16 protein-coding genes are annotated in these 15,917 nt (G+C 50.3%); 5 read left to right on the top strand and 11 right to left on the bottom strand.

All coding sequences use genetic code 11. From position 1 onward, the window contains the following. Positions 1-19: 19 nt before the first annotated feature. The 3 genes from ACTJJS_RS07625 to ACTJJS_RS07615 are packed head-to-tail and all read right to left on the bottom strand — an operon-like array spanning position 20 to position 4,878. Complete coding sequence (locus ACTJJS_RS07625; protein WP_440663165.1) at positions 20-1,231, bottom strand: PepSY-associated TM helix domain-containing protein; 1,212 nt, start codon at positions 1,229-1,231, stop codon at positions 20-22. 9 nt (positions 1,232-1,240) lie between these two features. Continuing rightward, positions 1,241-2,482, bottom strand: coding sequence for a DUF4374 domain-containing protein (locus ACTJJS_RS07620; RefSeq protein ID WP_440663164.1), 1,242 nt, complete (start codon positions 2,480-2,482; stop codon positions 1,241-1,243). Positions 2,483-2,508: 26 nt separating this feature from the next. After that, the gene (locus ACTJJS_RS07615; RefSeq protein ID WP_440663163.1) at positions 2,509-4,878 is read right to left on the bottom strand and encodes a TonB-dependent receptor; all 2,370 of its coding nucleotides are present in this window, start codon (positions 4,876-4,878) and stop codon (positions 2,509-2,511) included. Between the two features lie 270 nt (positions 4,879-5,148). Between ACTJJS_RS07615 and ACTJJS_RS07610 the strand changes: the two genes are divergently transcribed. The 3 genes from ACTJJS_RS07610 to ACTJJS_RS07600 all read left to right on the top strand — a co-directional run bounded on the left by ACTJJS_RS07610 (position 5,149) and on the right by ACTJJS_RS07600 (position 7,446). Beyond that, the gene (locus tag ACTJJS_RS07610; RefSeq protein WP_440663818.1) at positions 5,149-6,102 is read left to right on the top strand and encodes an NAD(P)-dependent oxidoreductase; all 954 of its coding nucleotides are present in this window, start codon (positions 5,149-5,151) and stop codon (positions 6,100-6,102) included. Between the two features lie 61 nt (positions 6,103-6,163). Then, positions 6,164-6,922: a class I SAM-dependent methyltransferase gene (locus ACTJJS_RS07605; RefSeq protein ID WP_440663162.1), complete on the top strand. Its 759-nt coding sequence runs from the start codon at positions 6,164-6,166 to the stop codon at positions 6,920-6,922. A gap of 17 nt (positions 6,923-6,939) precedes the next feature. Then, positions 6,940-7,446 carry an SMI1/KNR4 family protein gene (locus tag ACTJJS_RS07600; protein WP_440663161.1) on the top strand — a complete coding sequence of 169 codons (507 nt, stop codon included), beginning with the start codon at positions 6,940-6,942 and terminating at the stop codon, positions 7,444-7,446. Positions 7,447-7,492: 46 nt separating this feature from the next. Here ACTJJS_RS07600 and ACTJJS_RS07595 read toward each other — a convergent pair whose 3' ends face one another. From ACTJJS_RS07595 to ACTJJS_RS07585, 3 genes are read right to left on the bottom strand one after another with little or no spacing between them, the layout of a single operon-like run. Continuing rightward, positions 7,493-8,413 (bottom strand): molybdate ABC transporter substrate-binding protein, encoded by a 921-nt coding sequence (locus tag ACTJJS_RS07595; protein WP_440663160.1) that lies wholly within the window; start codon positions 8,411-8,413, stop codon positions 7,493-7,495. Positions 8,414-8,418: 5 nt separating this feature from the next. Next, a complete protein-coding gene (locus ACTJJS_RS07590; protein WP_440663159.1) occupies positions 8,419-8,880 on the bottom strand; it encodes a DsrE family protein in 462 nt (153 codons plus the stop codon). 10 nt (positions 8,881-8,890) lie between these two features. After that, positions 8,891-9,886 (bottom strand): c-type cytochrome, encoded by a 996-nt coding sequence (locus ACTJJS_RS07585; RefSeq protein ID WP_440663158.1) that lies wholly within the window; start codon positions 9,884-9,886, stop codon positions 8,891-8,893. Positions 9,887-10,073: 187 nt separating this feature from the next. On the opposite strand from ACTJJS_RS07585, the gene ACTJJS_RS07580 reads away from it, so the two are divergent. Beyond that, complete coding sequence (locus ACTJJS_RS07580) at positions 10,074-10,787, top strand: 2OG-Fe(II) oxygenase (RefSeq protein ID WP_440663156.1); 714 nt, start codon at positions 10,074-10,076, stop codon at positions 10,785-10,787. A 24-nt stretch (positions 10,788-10,811) separates the two neighbouring features. After that, positions 10,812-11,057 (top strand): Ada metal-binding domain-containing protein, encoded by a 246-nt coding sequence (locus ACTJJS_RS07575; RefSeq protein WP_440663155.1) that lies wholly within the window; start codon positions 10,812-10,814, stop codon positions 11,055-11,057. Here the strand turns inward: ACTJJS_RS07575 and ACTJJS_RS07570 are convergent. Genes ACTJJS_RS07570 through ACTJJS_RS07550 form a run of 5 tightly spaced genes read right to left on the bottom strand, consistent with a single transcriptional unit; the run spans position 11,054 to position 15,909 of the window. Then, positions 11,054-12,172 (bottom strand): ABC transporter permease, encoded by a 1,119-nt coding sequence (locus ACTJJS_RS07570; RefSeq protein WP_440663154.1) that lies wholly within the window; start codon positions 12,170-12,172, stop codon positions 11,054-11,056. The two genes, ACTJJS_RS07575 and ACTJJS_RS07570, sit on opposite strands and share 4 nt — an antisense overlap. Continuing rightward, positions 12,169-13,275, bottom strand: a complete 1,107-nt coding sequence (locus ACTJJS_RS07565) for an ABC transporter permease (protein WP_440663153.1) — start codon at positions 13,273-13,275, stop codon at positions 12,169-12,171. The genes ACTJJS_RS07570 and ACTJJS_RS07565 overlap by 4 nt, the downstream gene beginning before the upstream one ends. Before the next feature lie 9 nt (positions 13,276-13,284). After that, entirely contained in the window at positions 13,285-14,028 is a 744-nt protein-coding gene (locus tag ACTJJS_RS07560; protein WP_168872327.1) for an ABC transporter ATP-binding protein, read from the bottom strand. Further along, the gene (locus ACTJJS_RS07555; RefSeq protein ID WP_440663151.1) at positions 14,025-14,960 is read right to left on the bottom strand and encodes an ABC transporter ATP-binding protein; all 936 of its coding nucleotides are present in this window, start codon (positions 14,958-14,960) and stop codon (positions 14,025-14,027) included. The genes ACTJJS_RS07560 and ACTJJS_RS07555 overlap by 4 nt, the downstream gene beginning before the upstream one ends. A 7-nt stretch (positions 14,961-14,967) precedes the next feature. Further along, entirely contained in the window at positions 14,968-15,909 is a 942-nt protein-coding gene (locus ACTJJS_RS07550; RefSeq protein WP_168872325.1) for an HlyD family secretion protein, read from the bottom strand. Positions 15,910-15,917 lie beyond the last annotated feature (8 nt).

The raw sequence follows: 15,917 nt of genomic DNA, 5'->3' as shown, positions 1-15,917 counted from the left end.
ATAATTGTTACGTACCTCTCTATGCGACCGCAGCTTTCGCCGCTTTTTTAGCAGGTGCCGGCCGCGGCTTTTTCTTTTTACGCCCCCACCAGATCAGGAAACCGGTGACGGGCAACGTAGCGCCAATAAGGCTGCCAAAGAAAGCCAGGAACTTGCCCGGCAGTCCCATGATGCTGCCTACGTGAATATCATAGTTCATGCGCCGCAGTTTGGTCCCGAAGCCTGCTTCTTCATACCGTTGCGCATATACGCTGTTGTCTTTTATTTCCGCCAGTGTATAACGGTCAAATGCGTACCGGATATTATTGTAATACTGGCCCTTGCTGGGGTAAACAATCATCGAGATCACCGATGCCGCTTTGGCCGTATCCGGGAAACCCATATAAAAACCCGTGGCACGGGGGTTTTTAGCCGCTACCTCATACCAGGTTTTATCCAGCGCTTGTGGCAAGGTGAGGTGGCTGTTGACCGCCTGAGTACTGTCGGATTTCAGCTCCGTATATTCCGGCAGCGGTTTTCCTCCGGCAGTTACCCAGTATAGTCCTTTGCTGAACCATTCCAGTCCCCAGACCATACCGGTAACGCCTATGGCAAACAAAAGCAGCAGCGCATAAAAACCCAGTACATTGTGCAGGTCATAGTTGACCCGCTTGAAACTGGCTCCCCACTTGATCTTAAAGCTCTGTTCCCGCGTGGCCTTCGTCCATTTTTTGGGCCACCACAGCACCATCCCTGTTACCAGTGTGATCACAAACACCAACGTGCTGTAGTTCACAATAGGCCGGCCTATCTTATATGGCATCCACAGAAAACGATGCCCGTTCAGTATCCAGCGGAAAAAATCCACTTCGCCCTCTTTACGGGTCACTTTACTGACGATATCACCCGTGTAGGGATCAAGCTTCAATGTAGAACCGCTGCGGCGGCCACCTACATTGACCTCTATCACCCTGCCTTCCCGGTAGATGGCGTAACTGGCAGCTTTGCCCGGGTATTCCCGCGCGGTTATTTCCAGGATACGCGATGGCTGTATCACCGGCGCATCCCGCTTTGCGATCTTCGTCTCCGGCTCCAGCCATCCGGTGATCTCTTCATTAAATACCCAGATGCAGCCCGTCACGCACACAATGACCATGATAATACCGGAAATGAGCCCCAGCCAGAGATGCAGCCAGGCAGAGATCCGGTAAAACAACGACTTGTTCTGTTTCTTTTGCAATGTCTTTTTCATAACGGCGGATTAATAGATCATTTTAGTGATCGCTGTGATAGTACCACCTTCGACTTTCATTCCCGGTATTAACATGCCTGATGCGATGTCTATCTTATATATCTGGTTGCCGGAGGGCGTGTTCAGTCCGATGAAAGCAGTCTTCCCGTCGTCAGACAAAGTATTGTTGTTATAAGGTGCAGAAGTACTGATAACACTTTCCGGCGCACCTTTCGCCCACTCAAAGGTCTGGCTGGCCAGGTCCACTACGGCCAGTTTCAGGTTACCACTGAAGGCGCCGGGTTTATCGTACATCATCAGCAGCATTTTATTGTTGGCCAGGTACATCTGGGCAGAGATGTTATACCCTCCGGATTTCTCCCGCACATTAAAGAAATAGGACTGGTCAAATTCCGTAGTACCGTTCAACACACGCACAATAGCGGATGGTTTTGTAGAAGTATATTTTGAGCCGTTCTTCGCAGATGCCGGTGAATAACCATACACATCGCCTTTTTCGGTGACGGCCAGTCCATTGTTGAAGTAATTTCCGATAAAGCTGGTGCGGTTGTCACGGATTACTTTTTCCAGGTTGAGGTCAGGATAGGAGAATACGGCGATCCAGCTGCTATCCGGATAAGCAGTGCCGAAGGCATCACCGCAGCAACCTTTGATGCTCATATAGGGCGCAAACACTTTATTGCCTACCTGCGTGGCCCATGTGAAATGCGCGCGTTCGCCATTGGCCGCCAATTGCACAATGTTCACCTGCTTCTCCCCGTTCACCCTTGACTTCAACGCGTCAATGCGGTAAAAGGATGCATTCTCATTACCGGAACGGGGCACCTTCATCAGCAACAATTCGTCCTGCACTTTGGCCAAGACCTGTACAGTTTCAGCCTGGAAAAAGCGGGTCATCACCAGTTTACCTTCCTGTGTGAGGCGATAGGTGGTCACATCCCCGGGATTGCCTTGCCCATATAACAGGCTAAAGAAACGTCCCTTATGGGTGAGATAATAACGGTAAGAACCATCCTGCTCTTTACCATTGCCACTGGTGGAAATAGAACCGCCGCTTACGTCCTCTGCTGTCAGCAGGTAGTCGGCGATACCGGTAGTACCTACAGGCGTGGCCGTTATAATATATTTGGTTTTGCCCTGCGGCTCATATTCTTTGAAATCCTCTGTACTCAGGGTATCGTCCTTATCACAGGCGGACATGGAAAACACAATGCCTGCCGCCAGAAACAAATATTTGCTGATTTTCTTCATGACTGTTTATTTAACCGCTGTCCTTATTAATTTTTATTGAAAAAGTATCTCACCTTGGCGTAGAATGCCCGTCCTGGTTTCTGCAATGTGAAGTTGTCATACAACCGGTTATCAGCCAGGTTCTTGCACTCCACTGCGATGTTGTACCTGCCGTTGGCAAGACTGTACACCAGGTTCACATCCTGGCAGAACTGACGGGGAATTTCCAGCTTCTCATCGCCCTGGCTGGGCCATGACAGGTAATATGCATGTACATACAGGAAATTGTAGCCCAGTGTCAGCGTATTGCCTCTCTTCAGCACATTATGGAAAAAGAGGGACGCGTCCGCATTACCAAAGAGGTAAGGCATATTGGGAATACGGTCACGGTACAACGGACTTTGTTCTTTCTGACCGTCTTCAAAACGGGTGTTGTTACGCAGGTTCTGGTAGGTCATGTTCACACCTGCGGTGAACAGTTGTTTGTAAGAGTAACGTACTTCTCCGTCCACGCCCAGGTTGGTCACGTCCGCCAGGTTACCGTTGGTTTGTTTGGTCTGGTTGGGGTTCAGCATAGGCCGGATAAAGTCTTTGGCATCACGGTACAGCAGGTTCCCATCAAAACTCAGCCGGTGATCTTGCTGTATATTCATCTGATAACTGATACCCAGGTTGTAGTTGTTACTGCTCTCCGGCTTCAGGTTTACATTACCTTCCAGATTGATCAGGTCACCAAATAATTCTTCTGTTTCAGGAAGGCGGTAGCTTTTTTCGTAGGAACCCTTTATCTGTAGGGAGGGTTTGATAAAGTAGGTAGACGCCACGCCATAGCCTACTTTATTGAAGCTGCTTTCCTGTTTGCTGTAAGCCACATCGCCCCAGTTACCGGACGGATTGTAGCTTTGGGAATAGCTGTTGCGTTGGGCATAGTTCTTTACAAAAACAGAAGTATTCCATTTTTCGCTGTAGTCAAACTTGTAGCCCAGGCCAATTATATTCTTGCGTACTTTCTTTGGCTGGTCATATTTTTCATCATTGGGAAACAGTTCATCCTTACCGGAACGGCTAAACGTACTGAACACGTCGTTCAGGATGAAGGAATGACGCTCGCTAAGCTGGTAGCTGAGATTGGCAGTGGCCAGGCCGTTATTGTTACGGAATTTATACATAGACCGTTCACGCTCGCTGCCTTTGCCGTTGTACTGTTTGTACTGCTGAAACCAGTTGTAGCGGCGGTACATGGTGTCGATGTTCTGTTCGTATCCCAGGTTGTAGTTGCCGGTAAGGCTGAAGTTGAGGCCTTTGATGAACATGTCTTTCACCTGGTATTTAATACTTGGCATAACGATGTCGCCTCTACGGTGCCAGTCCCCGAACACGCTGACCATACGGGCGCCTGTCTGTATCTCTGAGTAGTTTTTTCCCAGGGTGATGCCCACCAATAGTTTATCAGCCCACTTTTTGCCCACCACACCTACGTTGGCGATCACGGTTTCGTTATGATAAGTATCATGGAAACGCCTGATATGTTGTTTAGGGTAATAATCGCCGGTATTGATATCCGCTACATTGACCCATACCTTATAATTATTATCGGAATAGTTCTGGAAAGCGTTGAGCTGCACGGTGAAGCCGCTTTTGGAGGTATAGCCGGCATTGAGCGTGGAGCGGTGTGTGTTAAAAGATCCGAAGGAATAAGAAACGTCCACATAAGTGTTGCGGTTGGTGTTGGTCACTATATTGATAGCGCCGCCCAATGCGTCAGCGCCCAGCCAGATAGGTACTACACCTTTATAAACTTCCACTCTTTCCGCCAGGTTGATCGGGATATTGTTCAGCTGGAAAGAGGAACCAAAGTTATCCATTGGCACGCCGTCCAGGAAGAACTTCACCTGCCGGCCGGTAAAGCCGTTCAGGGAAAAATTCATGCGGGAGCCAAGGCCACCGGTTTCGCGTACTCTTACACCGGAAACACGGTCCAGCGCGTGTGACAGGTCAAGCGTGGAGTTATAGAGTTTTTTTGCATCGATGGCCGTTACATTGAACGCCTGCCTGTTCACTTCCTGGCTGGCAGAGCGGCCAATCACCGATACGGCGTTGATCTCACTGATAGCATTTTCCAAATCGATATTCAACTGCAATTGTTCACCTTCTTTCAGCGTCAGTTCTTTCTTTTGGCTTTTAAAACCTACGGCAGATATCAACAGCGTATGTTTGCCCGGATGGATGTTTTTAATATGATAATAGCCTTCCATGTTGGAAACAGCATAGGCGGTGCCATGCTGCACTTTGATGGACACGCCCGGCACAGCCGAGCCGGACGCATCTTTCAGCTTTCCCCTGATGCTGCTCTGTGCGTACAGGAGTAGGGATAAAATACTTAAAAAGCCTGTCAGTAGAATCTTTTTGATGTGCATTGTTTATATGTTGTTAGTTCGTTTCGTTGGGTACAGGCAATACGATGCCGGACGGGAATTCCCGCCTTTCTTAACGATACATGATTGTCTGGTCAGTGTCCGGAGCTACATTTCCGGAAAAGAATGTACAATGTGTTATAGGTAATCGACCGGATGCAAAAGTATCTCACGAAAAATGAAATCATTTTCGATATCAGGAAAAATTACGGCCAGTATTTTTTCCGCATTGCGAACAGCGGATAAAAGGTACCCGGAAAAAAATGTCCGTATCTGAAGATTTTTGCCCTTATTGTCCGGCATCGTGATTCATTTGACATTTGTGTCATCAACGATAAAAACTATATAGCGATGACAACAGCAACAAAGAAAAAAGTCAGTGTAATAGGATTGGGAGATATGGGCGCGGCACTGGTACGCTCCTTTCTTCAGCAGGGACATACCGTGACCGTCTGGAACCGCAGTGCCACCAAAGCAGCACCACTGCAGGAAGCCGGTGCCCTCGTAGCAGACAGTGTCACAGCAGCCATTGCCGCCAGTGAGGTAGTTATCTTCTGCGTGACTAACTATCCCATCAGCCGTACGCTGCTGGACACGCCAGGGGCAGCCGCCGCACTGAAAGGAAAACTGTTTGTGCAGCTCTCTTCCGGCACGCCGCAGGAAGCGCGCGAGCTTGACGCCTGGGCCACGAAGGAAGGCATCACTTACGTTGACGGCGCCATTATGGCTGTACCGGACCAGATAGGCCGGCCTGACACTGTGTTTTTTATGTCCGGTAACCACGAAGCCTATACGCAAAGTGAAGCCACATTAAAATCCGTGGCGGGCGCAATGCAGTATATGGGCACCGACCCCGGCGCCGCCTCTGCATGGGACATGGGCTTCCTCTCTGTGCTCTTTGGCGCCATGAGCGGATTTTTCCATGGCATCAAACTTTTCGAGTCAGAAGGACTGACAGCTGCCGCATTGGGTAATATGATCGCGCAACTGGCGCCGGCGTTAGGTGAAATGCTCAAACAGCAGGGTGACATCATTGCATCAGGCAACTACAAGGTAAACCATAGCTCGCTGGGGCTCTGTGCAGGCTCGATGGACATGTTTATCCAACATGCCAAAGAAGCCAATATATCCACGGAAGTGCCCACCTTTATTAAAGGCATCTTCCAACGCGGCGTAGACGCAGGTTATGGCAGTGAACACGTGGCAGCGGCCTACAAAACCTACTAGGTACGTCACATCCTCTTCCACACGTTTCCCAAAGCGGTGAAATATTGTTAATATTGTAAGTATGCAAAACAATACCAATCGCTTTAGTAACCGTGTGGAAGACTATGTAAAATACAGGCCACACTATCCGGAAGAGATGATCACCTACCTGGAGCAACAAGCGGTACTGCAGCCGGGCATGCTGCTGGCCGACATCGGTTCCGGTACCGGTATATCTTCACAACTGTTTCTGCAAAAAGGATACACGGTACTGGGCGTGGAGCCCAACAAAGAGATGAGAGAGAAAAGTGAGGAACTACTGAAAGACTACCCGCAATTTAATGCTATAGACGGCACTGCGGAGCATACTACCCTTGAAAAACACTGTATCGATGTGATCGTCGCCGGACAGGCATTCCACTGGTTCAACCAGGAAGCTGCCAACACAGAGTTCCGGCGCATCCTGAAAAAGAACGGCCATGTGCTCCTCGTCTGGAATGAAAGAATGACCGGCTCCCCTTTTGAAAAGGCCTATGAGCAACTGATAGAGCGCCATGGCAAACAATATAAAGAGCTCAATCACCGGAACATAGATATTGCCGTGATAGAAAAGTTCTTCCACCCTTCCACCGTAACACTCACGGAGTTCGCCAACAAACAGGTGTTCGATTACGAGGGACTGGAAGGCAGGCTGCTGTCATCTTCGTATATGCCATCCCGGGAGGATGAACGATATCCGGCACTGGTGGCTGATCTTAAACAGCTGTTCGACCAGTTCCAGGAAGATGGGTATATCACCATTCATTATACCACCCGGATGTACTGGGGACAGTTGTCCTAATCTATAACTTCGGATAGATGACTAACAAGATTCCTTTTTTAAAAGATGATCTGTTGCTCGAAGATAGCTGGGAAACGCTTTCCGTGTCAGACATCGATGCCTTGTTCCCTGATCATTTTAATGGCGGGGAGGACTTTGTGAGCTTCTGGCTGGCGGCCAACGGCGGGTATTTCACCAAAGGCTGTGTGTTTTACCGCGATCATTTTTATGACGTGTCCCAAGACGGCTACACCGATGTGGAAATTGAGTCTTTCTATTTTATTCCGCGGCATGCCGGAGATGATTCTCCCGTGCTGCTTTCTATCCCGGATGTTCGGGAAAAAAGAAAACGCTACTCCGCTGGCATGAAAAAATTCTGCGAAACGCATCTTCCTTTTGCCGGTGATGGCGGCGACCATGATTATTGGCTGGACTTAAAAACCGGGGTTATCAAACTGATGATACCGGAAGAAAGTGAGGAGGCGATATTGATAGCTCCCTCTTTCAAAGACTTTTGCACCTATCTTCAAGCTTCACGCAGATAAAAAACAAAAGGTGGCCGATAGCCACCTTTTGTTTTTATGTTGCATCTCAACCAGGTTGTTCTACGCTAAAGCCGTACTTACGGTAAATAGCCTTTGCTTTGTCACTTACCAGGAAATCCATGAAATCAGCCGCAGCCTGCTGATGTGGCGCATTTTTCAGCTGTCCGGCCATATACGTGGCCGTTATATTATGTTTATCTGGAATAGTGATCAACGACACCGGGTGACCGATCATCTGTTGATACCAGGCTTCAGAATACCATACCGGCGCAGCGTCGCTCTGGTGATAGAGTATCCGCATGGGTGACTGCCGGTGGTGGATCTGTGTCAGGAAAGTGGTGCTGTCCTTTACTTTAACGTCCATGATCTGGTGCTTCAGCTGTTCACCGCCCGCTTTCACATAAGCCTCTTCTATCCTTTTGCCGATGCCTTCCCAGGCGGGATTGGGCATGGCCACCCGCACACCAGGCTTTGCGAGGTCGGCCAGGCTGTTCACGTTCGCCGGATTGCCTTTAGGCACCATCAGCGCCAGTTTGTTATAGGCGTATACTTCCGTCCGGCTGAAGCGGTCTGTCATAGCGTTGATACGTGTTTTACCGGCGGTGTACACATCAGGCTTCAGTGTTATCCGCATATTGCCCAGCGTCAATGAGCCACCTTCTATCTGCTGCGCCAGGATACCCGGTGGCAGCGTTTCTGCAAACACGCGCTGATAAGCGGGGTACTGTTGTTTGAATGCCGCCAGCAGTTCATCGATGCACATAAACTGGTTTCCGGCAAAAAACACCACCAGCTGCGGGTCGTTAATATCACCATACAGATCGGGCACATTGTCCACGCCGGGCACGGTAAACATTACCTTGCTCTCCGGCGGCTTATTCCACGGCGGATCGAAGCGGTGGTCTTGCGCATAGGCGCTATGTGTCAGTCCTGCCAGCAGCAGGACGGGAAAAAACAATCTTTTCATCAGCATTATGGTTTAACGACAGACCAGCCTTCGGCCTGACGGATGATCAATTCTCCATTGCCGCTGGGCACCAGTGCGATGAAGTCATACAGCTGTTCTTTCGGAATTTTTCTTTCCTCGAGGGTGTTCTGGCATTGCGCCACAATTACGCCGCGGCCTACCAGGGCTTTCAGCGCCTCTTCATACTCGCTGCCTTTGAGATAGGCGTCAGTACCGGCAGAGAAGGCCACCAGTTCTATTTGCAGCTTGCCTTTGAGACGCGGGTCATTCAAGGCGTTATTGATATTGCGGATGGCTTTCTGGATTACTTTAGGATCGTTCTTGTCAAGCTGATAGATGGCGTGGTACTGCTTCTGTTTGGCCACAGCGCCGGTATATTCGCGGTTTTTTCGCAGCTGTGCGTCGGTCGTTTGTGCGTAACCGGTATACATCATCATCATCAGTGGAACTACAAGGAATTTCTTCATATCTGGGTTTTTATTTTGTGCGTTGTTGTGCTTCCTTTATCGGTTGGTAAGGACCAAATTTATGTTGCTCCTCCGAAAAAGTGTCGGTGTAAGGTTTGAAAGGAAAATCCACGGGCTTTTTCGCCACTACTTTCCAGTCGTTGTCCTGGTTAAGATGTGGCCGGGGCCGGCTGTTGACAAACGCCGCCACGTCCCATGCTTCTTCTTCTGAAAGCAGCGGGTTGTGGTAATTGGTGCCCAGCGGCATATTGTTATACACGAAGCCCGCGAAATTACTTAAGCGGTAAAGTCCTGCACCGTCGTTATAACTATGCGGTCCCCATAAAGGCGGATAGCTATACCCCGGACCAACCGGGCTGGGCTGTCCTTCTCCTTCTTTACCATGACAGCTGCTGCATTTCTCTTTGTACACCAGCATACCGGCGGAAGGGTTGGCGCTTCTGTCGAGATAGGGCAGCTTCATGATGCTGGTGCCTGGTGGCCTGACGTCTTTCGGCACATCTTCGCCCAGCCATTGTATGTAGGCGTAGATGGCCTGCATCTCCCGGCTGCCGGTGTCCGGCGCATGACCGTTAAGGCTCCTTTCAAAGCAGTCCTTCACACGGTCGTAGATAGTCTGTACGCCGTTGTTGCGTGCCCGGAACAACGGGTACGTGGCATATACCTTGCCGAAGTTGTTGCCATAAGGGACCGTACCGGCCTTCAGATGGCAGTTCTGGCAGTTCATGCCATTGGAGATCTGCGCAACGGCGCCCTGCGGTCCCAGGTATTGCGCGGTGTTGGCGATCAGGTCGTGGCCATATTGTATCAGGCGGCCACGCTCTGTGGAATTAGGTATCTGGCTGCTGGCTGAGCCACTCCAAACATTTTCCGGCTGGTGGGTCGTAAGCCAGGCGGCGTAAGCCTCGTCATCTTTTTTCTTTTGACGACGGGCGCTGATACATTCATTTGCTACTACGAGGCCGGTAGTGGCAAAAAGCAAAACGGGAATCCAGTCTTTTTTCATTGTACTATAGTTTCCGAACACAATTCAATAGCTCAAAGATAATAGCAGCCTCAGAGTTGTTATCATCACAATTGATTATCATCCATAACCGAAAGTTATAAAACCGATAATACATTTCAAAACCGCAAGAAACGGGTTTGTGACGAATGGCAGCCGTCCTACTTTTGTAATGATATAATCACGACATATGAGCAACATCATCAAACGGCTGGAAACACAGGACTGGAAAGACATTACAGCAACGCTGCACGACAAGGGGTTTTGTGTGGTGGACCATGTGCTGACAGAAGAAGAATGTAACCAGCTGATCAGAAATTATGCTTCGCCCGACCTGTACCGCAAAACGATCGTCATGGAGCGCTACCGTTTTGGCAGCGGGGAATACAAGTACTTTAAATATCCGCTGTCCACGCTGATCACCGCGATACGGCAAACGGTATATACGCATATTGCCCCTGTGGCCAACAAATGGATGGACGTCCTGCAAACAGGAAAGACTTTTCCGGACACGCACGAAGCACTGCTGCAACAATGCCAAACCGCCGGGCAGGACAAGCCCACGGTGCTCATCCTGAAATATGGCGCCGGTGGTTTTAATACGCTGCACCAGGACCTCTACGGCGATATTTATTTCCCGTTACAGATCGTGCTGTTCCTGAATGAGCCTGGAGAAGACTATACCGGCGGCGAGTTCGTCCTCACCGAACAAATCCCCCGGGCACAATCAAAAGCCAATGTATTACAACCCCGGAGAGGCAGCATGCTCATCTTCACTACCAACTTCAGACCTGTGAAAGGCAGCAAGGGCTATTACCGGGTAAACATGAAACACGGCGTCAGCCCGATCCATAACGGTAACAGGCATACGCTGGGCATTATTTTCCATGACGCGTTATCCTGAGGCATTATGTTTTATCATGCAGCAATGGGAAAGAGCGCTATGGCGCGCAACCGGCAGATATGCCGGCTCAGGCAGGAAGGGCGGCTGACGCTGGGCGGCAACCGCAGGCTTAAAATATACGGACTGCTCTCCTGCCGTTCCGGCAAAAGAATGCTAACCGGCAACAGGGTATTTTTTTCGGGAGAAACAGAAGCACTGGCACATGGATACCGGCCCTGCGGACATTGCATGCCGGAAGCCTATCGCTGCTGGAAAACACAGCAGGGCTAACTGGTTTTCCGGTAGTTCCAGATGGCCCAGCTATTAAGCACTACCGCAAAACCCACGAGGTACAGGAACTCTTTCTGCACATCGGCAAACGCACTGCCTTTGAGCACAATCATCCGTACTACTTTCACAAAATGTGTCACCGGCGTCAGCGCAGCGATGTCCTGCGCCCAGCCAGGCATACTGTCCACCGCGGTAAACAGCCCGCTCATCAGCATAAAAATCATCACAAAAAAGAAAGCCACAAACATCGCCTGCAACTGGCTATCGGTATAGGTAGATACCAGCAGGCCAAACCCCAGCAACGCCACCAGGTACACCGCGGCAAACAGGTACAGCAACGCGAAACTGCCCACCGGCCATATACCGTACACTACCCGCTCCACTGTGAGCGCCAGCGTAAACACCACCAGTCCCATCACCCAAAATGGAATCAGCTTCCCAAGGATAAACTGCCATTTTTTAATCGGCGTCACATTGATCTGCTCAATCGTCCCCATCTCCTTCTCCCGCACAATATTCAACGCAGAGAGAAAACCGGCGATCAGCGTCAGCAACAGCACCATCACCGCAGGCACCACGTAGAAGCGGTATTCGGCCAGAGGATTGTACCAGTTGGAATACGTGATACCGATATTCATGCCTTTGCCGGGAACAAATTTCCCACCTTCGTTCAACCGGACATGCTGGTTAAAATCAGCGATAACGGTCAACAGGTAACTACCTCCCAGCGCAGCCTTGGTACCATTGATCGCGTCAACGGACACGCCTATATGCTGTTCATTTTCCCGCACCAGGTTACGCTCAAATCCCGGCGGAATCTCCAGCACCACATCGGCCTGTTCCCTTTCAATATATCCCAGCGCCTCACGGAAAGAAGGCGCCGCCGCTATAATCCGGAAATAACCTGAAGCACCTATTTTGTTGATCAGCTGTTGCGACCAGGTACTGTGATCGTTGTCCACCACCGCCAGGTTCACATGCTTCACATCGAAGTTCATGGCCAGTGGCAGGATGATCAGCTGCACCGTCGGCATCACCAGCATCATGGCCAGGATGGTCTTGTCACGGAAAATCTGCCGGAACTCCTTCTTCAGAATGAAACGCAGCACCTTCATGACAAACGGATTTTGAAGTTCTTTAATGCAATGGAAAGCGCGGTCACCGTCATCCCCAGCAATACCGCCGTTTCCTTCCAGATATAGGAGAAGCCCAGCCCCTTCAGCATCACCGCCTTAATGATCAGAAAATACCAACGGGCGGGCACTACGTAGGAGATCATCTGGAAGATCCATGGCATATTCTCCAGCGGAAACATAAACCCGGTAAAAATCAGCGTGGGTATCATCATGCCCATCATCGACAGCAGCAGGGCCGTTTGCTGGGAGTTAGTAGTATTGGAGATCATCAGCCCGATAGATAAACAGGCAATGATAAACAAAGTGCTCACCAGGAACAGTAAAATGATGCTTCCCTTTACTTCCACATGCAACACAAAAACAGCCAGTATCAATATCAGCGTAAAGTTGGCCAGCGACAACACCAGGTAGGGCACCGCCTTTGCCAGCAATACCAGCAAGGGCTGAAAAGGCGATACCAGCAGTATTTCCATGGTGCCCAGTTCTTTTTCGCGCACCACCGCTACAGAGGTCAGCGCCGTGCATACCAGCATCAGCACCAGTGCCATTACGCCGGGAATGAAGTTCAGCGAACCGTTTCCCTCTTCGTTGTACAACATGCGTTGCTCCGGGATAATCCTGTACGGCAGCTGCGCGCCCGGACTGATCTCACGCTGGTAGGCCGTGAGGATGGTCGTCAGGTAGTTGATCACCGTTTTGGCCATATTGGGGTCGGAGCCGTCTGTCAGCACCTGCACCTGCGCCTGACCGGCATGCTGCAGGTCGTTACCAAAACCGGCGGGGAAAATCAACGCACACTTGGCAGTGCCCTTTTTAAAAGCCGTGCTTACCGCGTCATAGTTGACCGCTGATTCATCGACAATAAAGTAGGAAGAGGATTTTATCTTGTTGATGATCTGGGTGGAATTTACATCCCGCGCCTGGTCTATAACGGTGAGGGTTATATTTTTCACTTCACTCGTCAGCGCAAAACCGAACAGCACGATCTGTACCACCGGCAGGCCAAACATGATCAGCAGGGTGCGTTTGTCCCTGAACACGTGAAAAAATTCTTTCCTGATGAATACCAACAGCTGTTTCATATCATCGTTTTAATCGGCCGACCTCTTTGCGCCGCGGGCCAGTTGATAAAATACTTCATCCATGGAAGCAGCCTGGAACCTGGATTTCAGGTTTCCGGGCGTATCCAGTGCCTCCACTTTCCCGTCTACCATTACCGTAATCCGGTTGCAATACTCCGCTTCATCCATGTAGTGCGTGGTGACGAACACCGTGATCCCTGAAGCAGCCGCTTCATAGATCATGTCCCAGAACTGCCGCCGGGTGATGGGATCTACGCCGCCGGTAGGCTCATCCAGGAAAACGATCTGCGGGTTATGAAAAATAGCCACCGAAAAAGCCAGTTTCTGTTTCCAGCCTAACGGCAACGAGCGAACGAGTTTTTTCGCTTCCTGCGCCAGTCCCAGTTTATTCACCAGCTGGTCGCTGCGGCGACGTATTTCTGCCGGGGACACGCCATATACGCCACCAAAAAATTCTATGTTCTCCACCACCGTAAGGTTTTCATACAGGGAGAATTTCTGGCTCATATAACCGATGTTCTTTTTGATGGACTCCTGTTGTTTGTATACATCAAAGCCGGCCACCATGGCTTTACCGGAGGTAGGATACGACAGTCCGCACAAAATACGCATGGCAGTGGTTTTCCCCGCGCCGTTGGCGCCGAGGAAACCGAATATCTCCCCTTTTCTCACGTCGAAGGATATATGATTAACGGCCACAAAATCGCCGAATTGTTTAGTCAGTTCTTCGCATACGATCACCTTGTCATTCATGGCTGCGCATTTTGTTTTTCATTCATGAGGCGGATAAAACTGTCTTCTATCGACGGACTGATTTTTTTTGCTTCCACCTGTTCATGTCCTTTTGCAGCAAGGCTTTGCTGCCACTGCTGCAAATCACGGCCGGTATCTTCCCTGAAAGTTACGTGTACATATTCGCCAAAGGCGTAACAGCTGTCGATGGCCGCATCTTCCCGCAGTGATGTCAGCAGGCGGTAGATATTGGCCGCTTTCACCGCATATAGCGTTACCGGAAAAGTAGCGATCACATTGGCCGGTGTGTCCACTGACATGATTTTTCCGCCCTGCATGAGCGCGATACGTTCACAGAGCACCGCTTCATCCATGTAAGGCGTAGACACCACGATGGTGATGCCCTGTTGTTTCAGTCTGCGCAGCATTTCCCAGAACTCTTTGCGGGACACTGCGTCCACACCGGTGGTAGGCTCATCGAGGAACAGCACTTCCGGCTTATGCACCAGCGCACAACACAGTGCCAGCTTCTGTTTCATGCCACCGGACAGTTTGCCGGCACGGCGGTCGCTGAATGGTTTTATCTGTTCGTAGATATCGCGGATAAGGTCGTAATTGGCTTCAATGGTAGTACCAAAGAGCGTAGCGAAAAAGTGCAGGTTCTCTTCCACGGTCAGGTCCTGGTACAGGGAAAAACGGCCGGGCATATAGCCTACGCTGCGGCGGATGGCTTTGTAGTCTTTCACACAATCCCGACCGTTGACAGACGCAGCGCCTTTGTCGGGCAACAGCAGCGTGGTCAGGATGCGGAAGATGGAAGTCTTGCCGGCGCCATCAGGGCCGATCAGTCCAAACAGCTCACCTGCGACCACTTCCAGCGATACATCGTCCACCGCCAGCACTTTGCCGGCTTCATACGTTTTGGTAATATGGTCCAATACGACTGCGTTCATGTTGCTGTTATTGATGGATCAGCATTTCACCATACATGCCTATTTTCAGATAACCGTCATTTTTCACCCTTACCTTGATCGCATATACGAGATTGGCCCTTTCATTTTTTGTTTGAATGGTTTTCGGGGTGAACTCTGATTTATCCGAAATCCAGGTGATGGTGCCTGGATAACTCTTGTAATCTTTTTTCCCCTGGTCAATACGTACCTGCACCTCCTGCCCCAGTTTGATATTAGGCAGGGTGATGCCCGTCACGTAAGCTTTCAGGTACAATGTATCGATGTTGGCGATTTTGTATAATGGTTTGCCCACCGTGGCCATCTCCCCTTTCAGGGCGTAACGGGAAAGTACCACGCCGGCCACGGGATTGATGATCTGGCCTTTGCGTACCTGCTCTGCAAACTGCGCCATCGATTTTTCCAGCGGCACCTGTTCACTGAGGATAGAGCGGTTCTGTGTAGCGATGTTTGAATTATAGAGATTACGTTGTTGCCTGGTGACGTTCAGTTGTTTCTCCAGCTGGTCCACCTGTGCGTTCATATCGTCCAGTTGCTTTTGGGTGGCAGCATCGCTTTTCACGAGGTTCTCTGTTCTTTTTCTTTCGTGGTAGAGTTGTTGCAGCTGTGCTTCCTGTACGACCAGCTGCCGTTCTACCAGCAGGGCTTGTGGCTGCGGGTTGTTGGTTTTCTGCCGCAGGGCCTGAATGGAAGCCTGTACCTGTTGTTGTTGCAGCGCCGGGATGGTCACATCGATCTGACCGATCACCTGTCCGACGTTGAGTTTATCGCCTTCATTCACCGGGAAGGAAAGTATTTCGCCATTCTGTTGCGCAGATACGATCACTTCGTCCGCTTCGAAATTGCCGGAGGCGTCATATGCCGGTTTGCCGTCCCCGCAGGCACTTATCATCATCACGGCGGTTGCTGTCCAAATGAGATGGTATTTCATGTTACAAG

Origin of the sequence: Chitinophaga sp. 22308 (assembly GCF_052045305.1) — a bacterium.
Lineage (GTDB): Bacteria > Bacteroidota > Bacteroidia > Chitinophagales > Chitinophagaceae > Chitinophaga > Chitinophaga varians_A.
This window is presented reverse-complemented; position numbering and strand designations above follow the sequence as displayed.

Bases quoted from the DNA above. Each gene is read 5' to 3' on its own strand.
- ACTJJS_RS07625 (WP_440663165.1), bottom strand. From the start codon at position 1,231: ATGAAAAAGACATTGCAAAAGAAACAGAACAAGTCGTTGTTTTACCGG.
- ACTJJS_RS07620 (WP_440663164.1), bottom strand. From the start codon at position 2,482: ATGAAGAAAATCAGCAAATATTTGTTTCTGGCGGCAGGCATTGTGTTT.
- ACTJJS_RS07615 (WP_440663163.1), bottom strand. From the start codon at position 4,878: ATGCACATCAAAAAGATTCTACTGACAGGCTTTTTAAGTATTTTATCC.
- ACTJJS_RS07605 (WP_440663162.1), top strand. From the start codon at position 6,164: ATGCAAAACAATACCAATCGCTTTAGTAACCGTGTGGAAGACTATGTA.
- ACTJJS_RS07600 (WP_440663161.1), top strand. From the start codon at position 6,940: ATGACTAACAAGATTCCTTTTTTAAAAGATGATCTGTTGCTCGAAGAT.
- ACTJJS_RS07595 (WP_440663160.1), bottom strand. From the start codon at position 8,413: ATGAAAAGATTGTTTTTTCCCGTCCTGCTGCTGGCAGGACTGACACAT.
- ACTJJS_RS07590 (WP_440663159.1), bottom strand. From the start codon at position 8,880: ATGAAGAAATTCCTTGTAGTTCCACTGATGATGATGATGTATACCGGT.
- ACTJJS_RS07585 (WP_440663158.1), bottom strand. From the start codon at position 9,886: ATGAAAAAAGACTGGATTCCCGTTTTGCTTTTTGCCACTACCGGCCTC.
- ACTJJS_RS07580 (WP_440663156.1), top strand. From the start codon at position 10,074: ATGAGCAACATCATCAAACGGCTGGAAACACAGGACTGGAAAGACATT.
- ACTJJS_RS07575 (WP_440663155.1), top strand. From the start codon at position 10,812: ATGGGAAAGAGCGCTATGGCGCGCAACCGGCAGATATGCCGGCTCAGG.
- ACTJJS_RS07570 (WP_440663154.1), bottom strand. From the start codon at position 12,172: ATGAAGGTGCTGCGTTTCATTCTGAAGAAGGAGTTCCGGCAGATTTTC.
- ACTJJS_RS07565 (WP_440663153.1), bottom strand. From the start codon at position 13,275: ATGAAACAGCTGTTGGTATTCATCAGGAAAGAATTTTTTCACGTGTTC.
- ACTJJS_RS07560 (WP_168872327.1), bottom strand. From the start codon at position 14,028: ATGAATGACAAGGTGATCGTATGCGAAGAACTGACTAAACAATTCGGC.
- ACTJJS_RS07555 (WP_440663151.1), bottom strand. From the start codon at position 14,960: ATGAACGCAGTCGTATTGGACCATATTACCAAAACGTATGAAGCCGGC.
- ACTJJS_RS07550 (WP_168872325.1), bottom strand. From the start codon at position 15,909: ATGAAATACCATCTCATTTGGACAGCAACCGCCGTGATGATGATAAGT.